Here is a 16404-nt window from a genome sequence, read left to right on the forward strand (position 1 = left end):
GATATCAGCGCGTCTCATGGCCCAACATGACACGCCAGGAAACCAATGGGAATCCTATGTCAGGTGGAGAACACTAGGCTGGAACCGGCAGTGCCGCACGCAGCCTGCGCAAAAGTGCGTTGAGCTGTTCGCGCTCTTCCTCTGACAGTACCGAAAGCAGCCGCGCTTCGTTCGCCGCATGGGGCACAACTGCCGCCTCGACAAGCACTCGACCCTCCTCGGTCAGGCTGACCAGCGTGCCGCGCCGGTCCTCGGGGTTCGGTCGCCGGGCGATCAGCCCGCGCTTTTCCAGTCGGTCCAGCCGCGCCGTCATCCCGCCCGAGGTCATCATCGTCGCCTCGTAGAGATCGGTGGGAGTCAGGGTGAAGGGCGCGCCGGCGCGGCGCAGGGTGGCCAGCACGTCGAATTCCCCGCGCTGCAGACCGAAGCCTGCGAAAAGCGGCTCCAGATGGTCACGACCGATCACGGTAGAGAGGTCGTTCAGTCGACCGATCACCTCCATCGCGGAGACATCCATCTGCGGCATTTCCCGCCGCCATTGGGCGACGGCACGGGCAGCACGATCGGGTTCGGACATTTATCTTGCCATCAAGTTACTTTCCGATAAGATAATATCATCGACTCGGAGGTTCCCGCAATGCGCAATCCTACCCAGGCCCAAGGCGGCACGGGGCTGATCCTGATCTGCCTGATGATCTCCGGCGTCTCGATGGCCGCCATCATCCTGATCTCCAAGTCCGTGGCCGAGGCCGGGGCCCCGATGCTGTGGTTCCTGACCGTGGTCATGGCGCTGGCCGGAGTGGTGCAGCTGGGCATCGCCGGTGTCTTGGGGCAATTGCGCGGATGGCGGAAGCTTCTGCCCTATTCCGCCGGGGCAGGGGTCTTTGCCGCGCTGCCCTCGGCCCTTGGCTACCTGTCGGTGGCGCATGTGGGTGCGGGCTATGTGGCGCTGACCTTCGCCTTCCCGCCGCTGCTCACATGGGTTCTGGCGCGGCTGCTGGGGATGGAGGGGCGCAGCGCCCGCCGGCTGCTGGCGGTTCTGCTGGGCCTGACCGGCGGCGTCATCCTGGCAACAGGCAAGCTGGAGGGTCTGGCCGGGCAAGGCGGTGCGGGCTGGGTCCTGCTGGCCAGCGCCATCCCTTTCATCCTGGCCTTGGGCAATATCTATCGCACCCGCTACTGGCCCAAGGGGGCGGGCTCCGTCGGGCTGGCGGCGCTGCTGCTGCTTCTGGGCGCGGCGATGACCCTGCCCTTCGCGCTGGCTTTCGAGGGCAGCCCGGCGCAGCTGTGGCAGGATGGCTGGGTCCGACTGCTGCTCATCGCCGATATCCTGCTGTTTGTCGTGCAGTACATCGCCTATTTCATCCTGCAGAAGGTCGGTGGGCCGGTCATCCTGTCGCTTCTGGGCTCGGTCGCCGCCGTCACCGGGGCCAGCGCCGCGCCGATCCTCTTTGGCGAGGCGCTGCCGCGCGGCTTCCTGCTGGCGGGGCTTCTCGTCGCCGCTGCCGTGGTGCTGATGCTCTGGCGCGGTCCGCTGCCGTTCAGGACCCGGCGCGATCCGGCCGCTTCCAATTGTCGATGATCTCGACCGCCTCGTCCGCCGTCTCGACATAGTGGAACAGCTTCAAGTCGCTTTCGCTGATCGTCCCGGCCTCGGCCAGAGCCTGCCAGTTGATGACCTTGTCCCAGAATTCCCGCCCGAACAGCAGGATCGGGATCGGCGTCATCCGGCCGGTCTGGATCAGGGTCAGCGTCTCGAACAACTCGTCCATGGTGCCGAAGCCGCCGGGGAAGACGGTGATCGCCGCCGCGCGCATCAGGAAATGCATCTTGCGGATGGCGAAATAGTGGAAGTTGAAGCTGAGATCGGGCGTCACGAAGGGGTTCGGCGCCTGTTCATGCGGCAGGACGATGTTCAGCCCGATGGACTGACCCCCGGCCTCGTCGGCGCCCTGGTTTCCGGCCTCCATCACCCCGGGGCCGCCGCCGGTGCAGATGACGAATTCGCGGCCATAGGTGGCCTGGCTGCGCTCGGTCATCAGATAGGCAAAGCGCCGCGCCTCCTCGTAATATGTCGACAATTCCCGCAGCGTCTTGGTCCGGGCCTTGTCGGCATTCTCGGGCGAGGGAATGCGCGCGCCGCCGAACATCACCACGGTCGATTCGATGCCGCGCTCGTCCATGATCATCTGCGGCTTCAGCAGTTCCAGCTGGAAGCGGACCGGCCGCAGTTCTTCGCGCAGCAGGAATTCGGGGTCGCTGAAGGCAAGGCGATAGGCCGGGGCCCGGGTCTGCGGCGTGTCTGGCGTTTCCTTCGCGGCAGCGGCGTCCTGGTGGCTGGCGCGGAAGGGGTGGGCGCGGTCATCGTCCTTGCTCATCTGATCCTCGGGCATTGGGGGCGCGGCGATTGCGCGCAGTAGCTTCCACGCTTATAGCCGATGAAACCCCAACGCCACCCGAAGAGAGGCCTGCCATGACCGCCGCACTGGAAAACGCCATCGAAGCCGCCTGGGAACATCGCGCCGAGATCACCCCGGCCACCAAGGGTGAGCTGCGCGAGGCGGTGGAAGAGGCTCTGAACCGGCTGGACAACGGCACCCTGCGCGTGGCGGAAAAGCGCGGCAATGACTGGCATGTGAACCAATGGGCGAAAAAGGCGGTGCTTCTCGGGTTCCGTCTGAATGACATGGCCGAGATGTCGGGCGCGCCGCAGGGGTCGAACTGGTGGGACAAGGTGCCGACCAAGTTCGAGGGCTGGGGCGACAACCAGTGGCGCGCGGCGGGCTTCCGCGCCGTGCCGGGCGCGATCGTGCGCCGCTCGGCCTTCATCGCCAAGGGCGCAGTGCTGATGCCGTCCTTCGTGAACCTCGGCGCGCATGTGGGCGAGGGGACCATGGTCGATACCTGGGCCACCGTCGGCTCCTGCGCGCAGATCGGCAAGAATGTGCACCTTTCGGGCGGCGTGGGCATCGGTGGCGTGCTGGAGCCGCTGCAGGCCGGTCCGACCATCATCGAGGATGACTGCTTCATCGGCGCGCGCTCGGAAGTGGTCGAGGGCTGCATCGTCCGCGAGGGCTCGGTTCTGGGCATGGGCGTGTTCATCGGTCAGTCGACCAAGATCGTCGACCGTGAAACGGGCGAGGTCATGTATGGCGAGGTGCCGGCGGGTTCGGTCGTCGTCGCCGGCTCGCTGCCCTCGAAGAACGGGGTCAACCTCTATTGCGCGGTGATCGTGAAGCGGGTGGACGCCAAGACCCGCTCGAAGACCTCAATCAACGAATTGCTGCGCGACTAAGTGACCACGCTTTTCATCGACGCCGATGCCTGCCCGGTCAAGGCCGAGGCAGAGCGCGTGGCCACGCGGCTCAAGGTGCCGATGGTGCTGGTCTGCAATGGCGGGCTGCGCCCGCCGCAGAACCCGCTGGTCACGCTGAAGATCGTGGCCGAGGGCCCGGACGAGGCCGACAAATGGATCGCCGAAGCATGCGGTCCCGGCGATGTGGTGGTGACCAGCGACCTGCCGCTGGCCGACCGCTGTTTGAAGGCCGGGGCGCAGGTCATCCAGCATGACGGCGAGGTGCTGAGCGTGGCCAATATCGGCCCGCGCCTCGCCACCCGCGACCTGATGGCCGATATCCGGTCGGCCGATCCCTTCCATCAGGGCGGCGGCAAGGGGTTCGGCAAGGCCGAACGGGCGCGGTTTTTGCAGGGGTTGGATCGGGTGTTGGGGGCGGCGGTTCGGGGCGGGTAGGTAAAGTCCTTTCGGCCCATCTGGTCAATTGCTCTCGCTGTGCGATGAAGGATAGCGCTAAAGCCGAAAATTTTGACCATAAGTCTCAATCAATATTTCTGCGAGCATTACGAACGAGATCGGCGAAGCCCAGGTTGAGCTCCAATCGAGGAAGCCAGCGCAGTTGCACCCAAAAATCATAATGGATCCCGCCAGCCGATAGCGAAGACTCGAGTGATGTCACGCATTGCTTTTGGTCATCAAATCGGAACTTCAGGCCGCCATGTTGAGCGAAGCCCTGTGTGTCGAGTTCCCTTAGTGCCGCTTCATAGTTTTGGACTTGGCTAATCTTGAGAAAGATGGGGTTATGGTGTGAAAGCCCCAATGCAAACGCGGAAAGTGACCGTGACCTGGGACCGCCGACTTCCGCAAGGAAACAACAAAGTAGCTTCGCAAAGTATCTGAAGGAGTTAAGAGTTACATTCGATGGCAAACGACACATGCTCTGACCATTTTCGTCTGTCAGTGCTAACCCGTCCATGCGCAGCTGCTTCAGGCCCCTGTGGAGTTGATCGAACGCTCGGTCAGCCGCTTGAGTGCCGGAAGTATTGCAGTTTTCACATATCCCTGCATTGAAATGCGCATGCTTGGAGCGCGGGCTTTGAAGAATTCTTGGTCTATCCTTGCCTGAAATTATAGCCGGACGGTTGCCAAACTCCTCTTTGAGCAAAGACGCTTTGATTTTGTGCTCGCCCGTAAGCAATCTGGAGGCGCCGCAAAGCAAACACTCTCCTTCGTTCAGTCGCGTGAATTCGATCCCAATCATGTTCCTATGCCTAATTGGTAAGTGGTGGCAAACTGTTTAAAGTCTACATCCCCTGTGACGCCCGTGGCCCGGAACAAGCGCGAAGCGCGCCGGGCCAGCGACGGCCCGTCCCCCGGGTCGGCGCTTTGGTGCGTCAGTCCCGAGTTCAGGCAGACGAGGGCCCTGGCACCATAAATCGCGTCGGCGCACCGCCGCGATGCCAACCCACGGGCCGGCGCTGGCCCTCTGTTCGGCTTTTAACCCTGCGGCTTGATCTTCTGCGCCGTGCCCCCCGCGAAGGCCGCCAGCCGCTCCTTCGCGGCCTCCTGCGTGTTCACCACGCCCGCCACCACCGCCTCGGCATAGGCGGCGTCCAGCGCCGACATGTTCTGCATGTGGCTGATGGCCGAGCAGATGGCGAAGTTCGACAGCGGCGGGTTCTTCGCGGCGTTGCGGGCGATTTCCCAGGCCTTGGCCTCGGCATCGTCCACGAGATACTGGCAGAGGCCCACATCCACCGCCTCCTGCCCGCGATAGAGGCGGCCCGACAGCATCATGTCGATCATCCGCGCCTTGCCGATCAGGTCGGCCACGCGGATCGTCGCGCCGCCGCCGGTGAACAAGCCGCGCTGGCCCTCGGGCAGGCCGAAATAGGTATCCTGCGAGGCCACGCGGATATGCGCGGCCGAGGCCAGTTCCAGCCCGCCGCCCACGACCGCGCCCTTCAGCACGGCGATGATCGGGACGCCGCCATATTCCATCTTGTTGAAGGCCTCGTGCCAGCGCAGGCAGACATGCATGAAATCGCTGGCCGAACGTTCCTCGCGGTGATGCTCCACCAGATCCAGCCCGGCGCTGAAATGATCGCCATTGGCGCGCAGGATCGCGGCGCGGATGCCGGCGCGGGGCAGGGTGGTGAAGATGTCCACCAGCTCGTCGATGGTGGCCAAATCCAGCGCGTTGCGCTTGGTCGGACGGTTCAGGGTGACGGTGGCAATGCCGTCAGCGTCCACCTCGAGCAGGATGTTCTGCAATTGCAGGTCTTCGATCTTGCGCATCTTTTCCCCCGTCACGCTGGAACCAGCCCCAGCCGTAACCCGCTTCGCCCGCCGGGTGAAGGGGTCAGGCCTGTCCGATCAGCAGCATGACCAGCGGCACGGTGACGATGCTGGCGGCGGTCGAGATGAGGATAGCGGTTGAAACCCGCTGCTGCGCGACGCCGAAATACTGGGCGAGGATATAGACATTGCCGGCCACCGGCAGGGCGGCGGCGGCGACCATGACCCCGGCTGCAAAGGGCTCGACCGCCAGCAGGATCGCGGCGACGCCCACGGCAGCCGGGTGCAGAACCAGCTTGGCCGCGCTGAGCCAGCCCGAGGCCAGCAGCCGCGCGGCCTTGCGCCCGGCCAGACTGGCGCCGATGGCGAACAGGGCCCCGGGCGTGGCGGCGGCGCCGAGGATCGACAGGAACTCGTCCAGCGGGCCGGGCATGGGCAGGTGGAACTGCGACCAGAGAAGCCCGGCCACCATCGACAGGATCATCGGGTTGCCGACGATGCCCATCAGGATCGGGCGCAGCGTCGCCAGCCGCAGCCCGCCGCTGCGCGAGGCGTGGATGATCAGCGTGATCAGCGTCGAGAAGACCAGCATGTCGATGGTCAGCACCATCAGCACCGGCCCGGCGGCGCGCTCTCCCAACAGCACCACCAGCATCGGCACGCCCAGGAAGCCGGTATTGCCGGTCATGCAGCATTGCGCCTCCATCGCCGCCTCGGGCAGGGGCAGCTTGCGCCACAGCGCGGCACCCATGCCGATGACCCAGACCAGCGACGAGCCGATCAGATAGGCCAGCACGAAGCGCAGATCGAAGAGCGCGGCGAGGTCCAGATTGGCGGCAAAGCGGAACAGCATGGCCGAGAGGGCGAAGAAGAAGACGAACTTGGTCAGCCAGACCGCGCCTTGTTCGGGGAAGAACCGGGTGCGCGCGGCCAGCCAGCCCAGCCCGATCAGGCCGAAGAAGGGCAGCGTCTTCAGGAAGATCGCCAGCATCAGAAGACCGACAGGATCTCGGCCAGCGGCTTCTTGCGCTTGGCGGCGGCCGGAACGGTCGCCGCGGCCGAGGGCAGGCCGACCGGCAGGATCATCAGTGCCTTCTCGTTCTCGGGCCGCTGGCACAGCTCGTTCAGGAATTTCATCGGGTTGGGCGTATGCTCCAGCGTCACCAGCCCGGCATGATGAATCGCCGTGATCAGCATGCCGCAGGCGATGCCGACGCTTTCGGGAACATAGTAATGCTTGTGCCGCTGGCCCTCGGCGTCAACACCCCAGCGCTGCGCAAAGACCACGATCAGCCAGGGCGCGATGGTCAGATGCGGTTTTTCGGGCCCGGTGCCGACCGGCTCCAGCGCCGCCAGCCATTCATCGCCGCCGCCGCCGGCATAGAAGGCGCGCTCTTCCTCTTCCGCCGCTTCGCGGATGCGGGCCTTCATGGCCGGGTCCGAGATGGCGACGAAATGCCAGGGCTGCTGGTTCGCGCCCGAGGGGGCGGTGCCGGCGGCCTCGATGCAGGCTTCGATCACCGCGCGGTCAACCGGGTCGGGGGCGAAGTCGCGCACCGAATGCCGCCGGCGCATATGGTCGCGGAAGGCGCGGGCCGAGGCCAGCGAGTCCTCGGGCGAAAGCTGCAGGCGGTCCGGCAGCGGCAGCGGAACATAGCTCATCTCGACCCCTCGATCTGGGGTCAGCCCGATCCGATCAGCACCCCGGTTGCAAAGACCAAACCACCGCCGACCACCACTTGCAAGGCGGCACGCCAGAATGGCGTCTGCATATAGCGGTTCTGGATCCAGGCGATCGCCCAAAGCTCGACGAAGACGACGATCATGGCGATGATCGTGGCGGTCCAGAAATGCGGGATCAGGTAGGGCAGGGCGTGTCCCAGTCCGCCGAGCGCCGTCATCACGCCCGAGGAAATGCCGCGCTTGATCGGCGAGCCGCGCCCCGAGACAACGCCGTCATCCGAGGCGGCCTCGGTAAAGCCCATGCTGATCCCGGCGCCAAGGCTGGCGGCAAGGCCCACGAGGAAGGTCGTGCCGGTGTCCTGCGTGGCAAAGGCGGTGGCGAAGATCGGGGCGAGAGTCGAGACCGAACCGTCCATCAGCCCGGCCAGCCCTGGCTGCACCCAGGTCAGCACGAAATCCCGATGCGCGGTCTTGGCCTCGGTTTCGCGTGCCTCATGAGTCAGGTGCTCGTCGCTCAGCTCTTCGGCGCGGGTCTCGTGGCCCTGCTCGGCGGCGGCCAGATCACCCAGCAGCTTGCGCGTTGCCGCATCGCTGCTGCGTTGGGCGGCATGGGCATAGAACTCGGCCGCCGCGCGCTCCATCACTGCCGCTTCGGCGCGTATCGTGTCCAGCGACAGGTTCTGCATCATCCAGGCCGGGCGGCGGTGGTAATAACCCGCCACATGCTCGCGCCGGATCAGCGGGATCGCCTCGCCAAAGCGGGCCAGATGCGCCGCTATCAACTGCTGGCGGTGGCCATCCTCTTCTGCGGCCATGCCGTCGAAGATGGCGGCGGTGGCGGCATAATCATTGCGCAGAAAGCTGGCCCAGTTGCGATAGATGCGCGCATCGTCCTCTTCCGAGGAAATCGCCAGCGCCAGCACCTCCTGCTCGGACAGTTCCGAGAATTTCTTGCGGCCGGAAAAGGAAAAGCTCGTCATACTCCCCTCCCGGGGTGATGGTCTGATTGGGTTCGCAGATCGCGTCGAGCGCGACCCTACACGCCCGCCATCAGGATATCGACTGCCCGCGTGACGAGATCGCCCTGATCGGCGACCGTGCCGCTGCGCCGCAGGCGAGACCGGCGCACGGAGGCGATGAGGCGGGTGGCGAGGACCAGATCCTTGCCGTCATGCCGCAGCACCGGGTTCAGATGCGTCACCGCTGGATAGCCGGACAGCAACGGAATGACGACTACGGACGGATCGGGTGGCAGCAGATCGCTTTCTATAACGACCATGGAAATGCCGTTGTAGTCGGCGACATCGTGGCGGGTCAGCCTTGCCACGACCCCGCCCCCGGTGCGGTCATGATTTCGGCCAGCGGATGCCCGTGGCGATCATGCCAGTCGGACTGAGCGGCGAAAGCCTCGGCATTCTCGGCCAGCCATTGCTGGCGGCGCGCCTCTGCGACGGCCTGTCTCAGTGCGGCTTCGGCCACCTGGGAGACATTGATCCCCAGATCCTTGGCCTGATCGAGCGCCTCGGCATCCAGCGTCAGCGAGGTCTTGCGCTTGCTTGCGGTTCCCATTTGAGCGCCCTCAATGAAGATACCGCAAGAATATACCGCCCGAGAATATGGTTCAATCCGCGCGGCGACCCGGGCCGCGTTCCACCGTAAACGCGCGCGCGCCGTCCTCCAGTTCGCGCATCTCGACCATGACATGCCCGCCTTCTGCACAGAAATGAGGCACATCGACCACCGCCGCCGGGTCCGTGGCGATCAGCCGCAGACGTGTTCCCGGTGCCACGGACATGAGCCGTTTGCGCAGCCGCAGGACCGGCAGCGGGCACAGCAAGCCGCGTGCATCGACCTCGTCGCCGGGTTCGGTCTTGATCATGCGGCCTTGCCCTGGCGCATCGCGCGCTGGCTCCACTCGGCCAGTCCTGCGGGATCAACCCATTCGGCGAACTCGCCGGCGAAAGCGTCGAAAGGTGCGCGCTGTTCGATCGGCACGTGGATCAGAACCGGCACGCCTTGGTGCAGCGCCTCGGCGATCACATCGCGAAACCCCAGCCCCAGCGCCTCCTGTTTGCCGAATTTCGGGAGAATACAGATGTCTGCGCGCTCCGCCAGCCGGGCCGAGACGCGCCCGGCAGCGGTCTGCAGCGCGCCGGAGTCCAGCCGGCAGGCCACCGCGCCCGGCCCCAGCGATTGCGAGATGCGGATCAGCGGCCCCGTATCGCCAAGGACGCGCAAGTCCATGTCGCAGGCGCAATCGGCGCTGCCGCCGGAATTGACCTGAACCGCCCCGACGACCCGCAGGCCCTGCCGTGACAGGCTCTCGGCCAGATCGGTCAGCAACTGATCGGCCGCGCCCGGCGCGGCATCGGTCAGGGTAAAGCATCCCAGCATGGCAATATCTCCATTCTTCCGCCGCAGGATAGGCCGGCAGGACAAAAGCGCAAGCCGCCGCCCGGCGTGACAGGGGCGGGGATACAGGCTATGCGAAAGCAGAAGGAAAACTACTCAGACGCAAGGTGCAATGATCCCGAATATCCTGATGTCGCGCAATGACGGTTTGGGCGCGCGATTGATCCCACTGCTCAGCGCCCTGCGTCTGGCGCGGCTGACCGGTGCAAGGCTGCGCGTCTTTTGGCCCTCGCAGGATCAGCGCACAAATGTCTCGCAGTTTGCCTGCCTCTTCGCGCCGGAATTTTCCGAGACCTATTTCATCCCCGAGGCCGAGTTTCGCCCCCGCCGCGTCTCGATCATCCCGGCCCACCGCTTCAAGCACCTGACGCCGGAAGCGTTCGTTCAGCAGGCCGATCCGGCCTCGGACTATTTCATCGAGGAAGCCACGGGACCCATTGCGCTGCTGGGCGAAGACCCGGGCGAGGTGGCGCGGGGCTATCGCGCGGCGATGGGGCTGATCACCTTCACCGACCGGGTGAAAGATGTCATGGCCCGGATCGACGCCGCCTTTGCCGGTCGGCAGGTGACGGCCTATCATATCCGCCACGGCGACGTGACCAGCAGCTATCGCGCAAGGGGCAAGGCCTGGCCCAACAAGTATGTCCCGCCCGAGATCTATCTGGAGCATATGCGGCAATCGGGCGTCGGGCAAGATCGCCCGGCGCTGCTGATCTCGGATACACCGGCCTCGATCGACTGGCTGGTCGAGCGCCAGCCCGGGGCGATGCGGCTGAGCGACCTTATCCAGCTTGAGGATCTCGACTCGCTGCAATTCGATTTCCTCGAACTTTACGCCATGTCGCGCGCAGCCCTGATCGTTGCGCCCGAGATGAGCGGCTTTTCCCGTGTCGCCGCCGCCATCGGTGCGGTGCCGATCGCCGATGTCGGCCAGTCGCTGACCGATGAGGCGATGGAACAGGCCATGGTGGCGATGCAGGCGCGGCTGGAGGAAGAACCTGAAAGCTTCCTCAATGATGGCGAGATCGCCCAGGCCACGGTGCACCTGCGCCGCTGGCTGGACCGGCAGGACCGTGCGGGCGATCTGTCCGACATGCTGGACCGGCAGCTGGACCAGGGGAATACCGTGCCGCTGCTTTACCGGATGCGGGGCGAGGATGCCTATCGCGCTGGTGAGATTGCGACGCTGGCCGAGACCGGCCGGCAGGCCCGCGACGCGATGATCCCGCTGCCGCATGTGCTGAGCGAGATCGATACCATGCAGGCGCTGCTGCATCTGCGCGCGGGCGAGGCCGAGGCGGCGACGCCGCTCTTGCGCCGCGCGCTTTATGCCTGGCCGATGCAGGCCTATGCGGCCGAGGCGGTGCGGTTGTGGCTTCTGGCCGATCCGCGCCCGTCCGCGCCGCTCTATCCGTTCGATCCGCTGGTGCTGGACCTGATCGCCCTGTCGCGCGGCGAGCCACAGAAGCGGGTCGAGATGCGCAGTCTTGTCTGGGAAACGCGGCATTTCCTGTCGAACACCTTTCGCGGCCCTTTGACCGCCGCCAGTGCCGATGCCGAGTTGCGCGCGAAGGTGCTGGCGGTCGAGACGCAGGACGGGGTGAAGGGCACGGCGGCAGAACGGGCGCTGAAAAGCTTCCGCAGCCAGATCGAGATGGAGGGGCCAGACCCCGAGTCGGCCCTGGCCCTGTCGGGCGAGATGGCCCATGACGCCCCACTGGCCGAGAACCGGTGGGCGGCGCAGCGTTTTGCGCTGAACCTGCTGCATCAGCGGAAATATCAGCGGGCGCGTTACTGGTTCGCGCTTCTGGCCAAGGAATGGCCGGACGAGCCGGTCTATGCCGGGCTTCTGGCCAGCACCATCATGCGCGAGGGCGAGAACGAGGTCGCGCTGACCCAGTTCGAGCGCGCCAATCCGGCAGGCACGATGCCCTATCCGGTCTTCATCCCGAAGCATGTGCAGCTGCTGGACCGGCTGAAGCGCGAGGAGGACTCCGAGGCGCTTTATGACCGGCTGCTCGCGGAAACGGGCTGGGCCGAGATGCACCTGACCGCGGTGGTGCGCCGCGCCCTGCGCCAGAACCGCCCCTTTCCGCATCTGGAGCGTCTGACGCGTCTTGCCGACGAGGCCGGCCCGCATCGCGCGGCGGGCGCGCTGGCGGCCCAGCTTCTCTACCGCGACGGTCGAACTGACGAGGCCCGCGCCCGCGCGCAGGCGGCGCTGGATGGCGGAGGCGTGCCACCGGGCGATCTGAAGGCGGTGCAGGCGGTGCTGGGGATCGTGGCGGTTGAGGCCGAAGGAACAGAGCCGAAATGACCGATCATTCCGTCCTGCTTCTGGCCTATGGGCAGTCGAATGCCGACATCTATCCGGCAGAACCGGCGCTGGCCTGCGAGGCGTTTGGCGATCCGCGGATCGTGACCTTTGATGATGGGAACGCGTTTCGGGGGCTGCTTGGCGCGATCCCGAAGAACGAGGTCACGGCGCTGGTTGCTGCGGCGGCAGCCTCGTATGAAACCAAGAAATGCCGCAACTACCAGTCTTTCCAAATTGCTGCGGCTGCTCGGCTGTTGCACGAAGGTGTTCCCGTGCTGCCGCGCCGGATCATCGTGCGGGCCGAAGGTCGCGGAGGGCGGCGCTTTCAGGGGATTGTTGCCAAGAACGACCGTCATGTGGAAGGCATTCTGAACAATGCCGACGGCACCGACTCACAGATCCTGCTGAATCTGTTCACAACAATCCGCACCGCCGAGCGATTGGCGCGTCAAGCCAGAGCGCCGTTGAGCCGGATCGTTGTCAATTTCATCCATGGCGAGGCGGATCGCGGCACCACGCGCGGGGACTATCTTCAGAACTTCGGGCGTTTGGTCAAGCGTGTCGCAGAGGTAGCTACTGAACTCGATCTGCCCGTCGACTGGTTGATCCTCGATCCTGCCGGGACCTCCAGCGGCGGCAGCGGCAACAGCTGGCGCTGCCGGATGGCGATGCGTGATCTGGCTGATATGCACCAGAACATTCACCTCACCGGTACCGGCTACCCCTATCCGCTGGCCGACGTGATCCACTACAGTTCCGAGGCCCGGGCACTGTTCGGCGAGCATCTCGGGGCGGCGGCGGCGCATTTGCTGGCCCGGGATCGTGGGGAGGAAAGCGATCTGGGCTGGCTGCTGGATGCCCCCGGCCCGCCGCGTGCGGTTGTGACGGGGGCGACGGTCGATCTCCACCTTCCCGGCGATACCGACTTCGAGCTGATCCCCGGAATTTCCGACCCGCACCTGACCGTCGAGGGGTTCAGCACCTCGATCGCTGCCCGCTGTCAGGTCATCGCGGCTGCGCAGACCGGCCCGCGCAGCGTCCGGCTCGAGCTTGACAAGCCTCCGGCGCAATCCGAGCGCGCAAACCTGAACTATGCCTATCAGGTCGTCTTGCGTCAGCACACCCGCAGCGACTCCCCCATGCCCGCAGGTCGCGGCGGCTGGCGCAGCGTGCGGGCGCTGGACTCGATGGTTCTGCCGGGGCGGCGAATCCATCAATGGGTGCCGGGCTTCAGCATTCCCTTTGCCGAGATGCAGAAAGGCTGATCCGGTCAGGCGAACTTGTTGTCGCCCCGGACCGTGCCCTCCTGCTGGCCGGCCAGGTATTTCTCGCGGTTCAGCATCCGGAAGAACGGGGTGCCGTCATGCAGCACTCGCAGGCGCTCGCGCTCGTCCTCGCGTTCGGCATCCGAGATGTCGCGCCAAGGCAAGTGGCCCGAGATCATGCCCTTCTCCGCCAGCGCCGCGCCAAGCCGCGCAAAGCTGATCTCGCCGCAAGAGCGGCGGCCGGGCCGCTTGTCGGGATAGGGCAGCCAGTCCTCGACCAGCACGTCCACCTCGAAGGCGTCGATATTCTGGAACAGGCGCAGCTGGTCGACGAAATGCGGGATCAGGTCCATGCTGCGGCGCTTGATGATGGCGACCTTCTGTTCGGCATTGCCGACAAAGCCCACCAGGTGCAGCGGCGAGCAGTCGCAGGCGACGATCATCTTCGCCGCCTTGTACTGTGCCACCTGATCCAGCAGCGGGTGGTTCTGCGGGTGATAGATCTCGAAGCCCTCGGCCTTCAGCTGTTCTTCCAGCAGCCATTCGCCGATGATCCCGCCCCGGTCCCGCGCAAGGCCCGAGCGCGAGATATAGATCTTTTCTGCCCCCTTGGCCGGGACGGTCCGGCCGGCAAAGCGGCGCATGTAGCTGCGAAACGCCTCGGATCCCCGCATCAGCTCGAACTGGCCAAAGCCCTGACGCGGGACGAACAGACGGTCGACGCGCAGCGGCACCGGGGTCGAGCGCACCGGCACGGTCGCGCCCAGCACGTTGAACAGCGGCCGGAACTGGCGGACGAACTGCATCGGGCGGGCATTGATCTTGGGGGTATAGACGATGCTCTGGATCGCCGGGCGCAGCTCGTCCAGCGCCCAGAGACGGGTGGTGGATTCCACCAGGAAATGACCGAAATGGCCGAACAGCATCCCGCCGAACATGTGCTGGCCGGGCAGGTGCTCGATGCTGGCCGGATCGGGCATCTCGGGTGCCAGATTGACCTGCCGTCCCTCGCCCCAGGTGATCGAGTTCTCGACCATCTCGCCCTCGGCGGTCAGCACGCCCGATGACTGGAAGCGGTTGTTGTTGCCGCCCATGCCGCGCGGCGGCGGCACGATGATGGCATTGTCGACGATGACAATCGCCTTTTTCGTATCGTCGAGATCCAGACCCATCAGACGCCCCGTTCCAGGGCGATGCGCATCAGCCCGTTCATGCCATCCACCGCAAGTTTCTTCTTCAGCGCCGACGAGGTATTCGCGACGGTCTTGTAGCTGACCCCCAGCGCATCGGCGATGGCCTGCAGGCTTTGCCCCTGACCGATCTGGCGCAGCACCTCGGTCTCGCGCTGGCTCAGCTGTGCCAGCGGATCAGCGCCGGCGCCGGCGCGCATGGTGGCCAGCGCGATGGCATGTTTCGGGTTCAGGTAGAATTCGCCCGCCTCCTGCGCGCGGATGGCCTGACGGAATTCCTCGGGCGGGGCGTTCTTCGACAGGAACCCATGCGCCCCCGCCTCGATGGCGCGGGCGGCAAAGCCGGTCTGGTCATTCATCGAGAAAATGACGATCCGCGCGCCCGGAACCGCCGCCAGCAGATCGCCGATCATCGACAGCCCGTCGCCATCGGGCAGGGTGATGTCCAGCACGATCAGGGCGGGCTGGCGGTCGCGGGCCTGCTGAATCGCCTCGCGCGCATTCATCGCCTGATGGATGTCGTCATAGCCAAGCTCGCGCAGCAGCCGGCCGGCACCCAGGTGGGTGATCGGGTGGTCATCGACAACCAGCGCGGATTTCATCGGTTACGGCCCCTTGGCAATGCGGCGGTCAGCGTCGTCCCCGTTCTATCCGAACTGATGTCCAGCCTGCCAGCCAGAAGCGCGATCCGCTCGGCCATGCCCGAGAGTCCGGTGCCGCGCGGGGTGCCGGGGGCGATGCCTTTGCCATCGTCGCGGACAGTCATGGTCCAGTGCGTCGGATCGGATCCCAACGTGGCGGTGATCCGCCCTGCGCCGGCGTGGCGCAGGGCGTTGGTCGTGCCCTCTTGCAGGATACGGAACAGGGTCAGGGCGGTGGCCTCGTCTGGTTCGGGCAGGTCGGGCGGGATGCTGATGCGGATCCCGGTGTCGGGGAAACGGGCGGCAAGGTCCTGGACATGGCCCTTGAGCACCGTGGCCAGCGGCAACTGCCCGAGGGGCGCGGGGCGCAGGTCGTCCAGAAGCGCCCGGTTCACCCGGCTGATCTCGCCGGCAATGGCGGCGATGGCCTCGGCGTGGTCGCGGATCGCCGGGTCGTCGCTGCGCTGGCGCAGGGCATCGGCCTCGACCCTGAGGCCGAAGAGACAGGGCCCCATCTCGTCATGCAGGTCGCGGGCGATGGCCTTGCGCTCGTCATCGGTGCGGGTGATGACCTGGCGCTGCAGGTGCTCGCGCTCGGCACGGGCCTGTTCCAGCGCCGCGCCCAGCAGATCGACCCCACGCCCGATCGGGGCGAGGTCGGGCTGCGGCAGCGGGCCGACCCGCGCCTCCAGCCGGCCCTGCGTCAGGTCGGTCAGTCGCGCGGCGATATCGCCCACCGGGCGCAGCGCCCGCCGGGTCAGCCAGACGATCAGCGCCCCCTGCAACAGCGCGGCCAGTGCCGTCAGCCCGAGGATCCGGCGCATGTCCTGCCATGCGGTGGCGATCTGCGCCGTTGGGTCGGCGGTGATCGAGACATAGCCCAGCATCCGCCGCTCGATCACCACCGGCAGGCGGGTTTCCTGCGGCTCGGGCGCGATCAGGCGGGCGAACCACAGCGGCGCCGGTGTGGTGACGCCGGCGGCGGGCGTGACCTGGTGCAAGGCGCCGTCACGTGCGTCGAGAATGGTGATGGCGGCGTTGCGGGGCGAGACCAGCCGCTCTGGCAGCGTGGCCATCAGCCGGTCCAGCGGCACCGCGTCCTGCATCGTGCCGATGGTCGCCAGGACCAGCGAGCGGGCGGTCTCGACCCCGGTGCGCAATTCGCTGGTGACGGTCTGGCGCAGGTTCTGCAGGCTGAACAGCGTCAGTATCACCAGCAGCGCAAGCTGGATGGCGAAAATCACGCTCAGGATGCGTTGGGTCAGGGTCAGCCGTGTCATGGCCGCCATGTTTGGCCGAAGCC

19 protein-coding genes are annotated in these 16404 nt (G+C 65.9%); 5 read left to right on the forward strand and 14 right to left on the reverse strand.

Going from position 1 to position 16404, the window contains the following annotated elements:
• Nucleotides 1-73: 73 nt before the first annotated feature.
• Nucleotides 74-577, reverse strand: a complete 504-nt coding sequence (locus Q1A36_RS16900) for a MarR family transcriptional regulator (RefSeq protein ID WP_299846614.1) — start codon at nt 575-577, stop codon at nt 74-76.
• 60 nt (nt 578-637) lie between these two features.
• Here Q1A36_RS16900 and Q1A36_RS16905 point away from each other — a divergent pair, with 60 nt between their 5' ends.
• Nucleotides 638-1582: a DMT family transporter gene (locus Q1A36_RS16905; RefSeq protein ID WP_299846616.1), complete on the forward strand. Its 945-nt coding sequence runs from the start codon at nt 638-640 to the stop codon at nt 1580-1582.
• Here Q1A36_RS16905 and Q1A36_RS16910 read toward each other — a convergent pair.
• A complete protein-coding gene (locus Q1A36_RS16910) occupies nt 1542-2378 on the reverse strand; it encodes a TIGR00730 family Rossman fold protein (RefSeq protein ID WP_299846618.1) in 837 nt (278 codons plus the stop codon). The two genes, Q1A36_RS16905 and Q1A36_RS16910, sit on opposite strands and share 41 nt — an antisense overlap.
• Before the next feature lie 95 nt (nt 2379-2473).
• Between Q1A36_RS16910 and dapD the strand changes: the two genes are divergently transcribed.
• Both dapD and Q1A36_RS16920 read left to right on the forward strand, forming a co-directional pair.
• Entirely contained in the window at nt 2474-3295 is an 822-nt protein-coding gene (dapD, locus tag Q1A36_RS16915) for a 2,3,4,5-tetrahydropyridine-2,6-dicarboxylate N-succinyltransferase (protein WP_299846620.1), read from the forward strand.
• On the forward strand, nt 3296-3751 hold the full coding sequence (locus Q1A36_RS16920; protein ID WP_299846622.1) for a YaiI/YqxD family protein: 456 nt from the start codon (nt 3296-3298) through the stop codon (nt 3749-3751).
• A gap of 85 nt (nt 3752-3836) precedes the next feature.
• Here Q1A36_RS16920 and Q1A36_RS16925 read toward each other — a convergent pair whose 3' ends face one another.
• The 9 genes from Q1A36_RS16925 to Q1A36_RS16965 all read right to left on the reverse strand — a co-directional run bounded on the left by Q1A36_RS16925 (nt 3837) and on the right by Q1A36_RS16965 (nt 9670).
• Nucleotides 3837-4556 carry a hypothetical protein gene (locus Q1A36_RS16925; RefSeq protein WP_299846624.1) on the reverse strand — a complete coding sequence of 240 codons (720 nt, stop codon included), beginning with the start codon at nt 4554-4556 and terminating at the stop codon, nt 3837-3839.
• A gap of 236 nt (nt 4557-4792) precedes the next feature.
• Nucleotides 4793-5593 (reverse strand): crotonase/enoyl-CoA hydratase family protein, encoded by an 801-nt coding sequence (locus Q1A36_RS16930; protein WP_299846626.1) that lies wholly within the window; start codon nt 5591-5593, stop codon nt 4793-4795.
• A gap of 64 nt (nt 5594-5657) precedes the next feature.
• Nucleotides 5658-6584 (reverse strand): AEC family transporter, encoded by a 927-nt coding sequence (locus tag Q1A36_RS16935; RefSeq protein ID WP_299846628.1) that lies wholly within the window; start codon nt 6582-6584, stop codon nt 5658-5660.
• Nucleotides 6584-7255, reverse strand: a complete 672-nt coding sequence (locus Q1A36_RS16940; protein WP_299846630.1) for a nitroreductase family protein — start codon at nt 7253-7255, stop codon at nt 6584-6586. The genes Q1A36_RS16935 and Q1A36_RS16940 overlap by 1 nt, the downstream gene beginning before the upstream one ends.
• 20 nt (nt 7256-7275) lie before the next feature.
• Complete coding sequence (mbfA, locus tag Q1A36_RS16945) at nt 7276-8256, reverse strand: iron exporter MbfA (protein ID WP_299846632.1); 981 nt, start codon at nt 8254-8256, stop codon at nt 7276-7278.
• 56 nt (nt 8257-8312) lie between these two features.
• On the reverse strand, nt 8313-8603 hold the full coding sequence (locus Q1A36_RS16950; RefSeq protein WP_299846634.1) for a CcdB family protein: 291 nt from the start codon (nt 8601-8603) through the stop codon (nt 8313-8315).
• The gene (locus Q1A36_RS16955; RefSeq protein ID WP_299846636.1) at nt 8591-8845 is read right to left on the reverse strand and encodes a type II toxin-antitoxin system CcdA family antitoxin; all 255 of its coding nucleotides are present in this window, start codon (nt 8843-8845) and stop codon (nt 8591-8593) included. Before Q1A36_RS16955 ends, Q1A36_RS16950 begins: the two co-directional genes overlap by 13 nt.
• A 52-nt stretch (nt 8846-8897) precedes the next feature.
• Complete coding sequence (locus Q1A36_RS16960; protein WP_299846637.1) at nt 8898-9155, reverse strand: sulfurtransferase TusA family protein; 258 nt, start codon at nt 9153-9155, stop codon at nt 8898-8900.
• Nucleotides 9152-9670, reverse strand: a complete 519-nt coding sequence (locus Q1A36_RS16965) for a DUF2478 domain-containing protein (protein ID WP_299846639.1) — start codon at nt 9668-9670, stop codon at nt 9152-9154. The genes Q1A36_RS16960 and Q1A36_RS16965 overlap by 4 nt, the downstream gene beginning before the upstream one ends.
• Before the next feature lie 130 nt (nt 9671-9800).
• Between Q1A36_RS16965 and Q1A36_RS16970 the strand changes: the two genes are divergently transcribed.
• Together Q1A36_RS16970 and Q1A36_RS16975 are read left to right on the forward strand one after the other, a co-directional pair.
• On the forward strand, nt 9801-12005 hold the full coding sequence (locus Q1A36_RS16970) for a hypothetical protein (protein ID WP_299846641.1): 2205 nt from the start codon (nt 9801-9803) through the stop codon (nt 12003-12005).
• Complete coding sequence (locus Q1A36_RS16975) at nt 12002-13270, forward strand: hypothetical protein (protein WP_299846643.1); 1269 nt, start codon at nt 12002-12004, stop codon at nt 13268-13270. Before Q1A36_RS16970 ends, Q1A36_RS16975 begins: the two co-directional genes overlap by 4 nt.
• Nucleotides 13271-13275: 5 nt before the next feature.
• Here the strand turns inward: Q1A36_RS16975 and Q1A36_RS16980 are convergent, their stop codons facing one another.
• Genes Q1A36_RS16980 through Q1A36_RS16990 form a run of 3 tightly spaced genes read right to left on the reverse strand, consistent with a single transcriptional unit; the run spans nt 13276 to nt 16381 of the window.
• A complete protein-coding gene (locus Q1A36_RS16980; protein ID WP_299846645.1) occupies nt 13276-14442 on the reverse strand; it encodes a glycosyltransferase 61 family protein in 1167 nt (388 codons plus the stop codon).
• Complete coding sequence (locus tag Q1A36_RS16985) at nt 14442-15062, reverse strand: response regulator transcription factor (protein ID WP_299846647.1); 621 nt, start codon at nt 15060-15062, stop codon at nt 14442-14444. The genes Q1A36_RS16980 and Q1A36_RS16985 overlap by 1 nt, the downstream gene beginning before the upstream one ends.
• The gene (locus Q1A36_RS16990) at nt 15059-16381 is read right to left on the reverse strand and encodes a histidine kinase (RefSeq protein WP_299846649.1); all 1323 of its coding nucleotides are present in this window, start codon (nt 16379-16381) and stop codon (nt 15059-15061) included. The genes Q1A36_RS16985 and Q1A36_RS16990 overlap by 4 nt, the downstream gene beginning before the upstream one ends.
• Between the last annotated feature and the right edge of the window lie 23 nt (nt 16382-16404).

The organism is uncultured Paracoccus sp. (assembly GCF_947487305.1).
Lineage (GTDB): Bacteria > Pseudomonadota > Alphaproteobacteria > Rhodobacterales > Rhodobacteraceae > Paracoccus.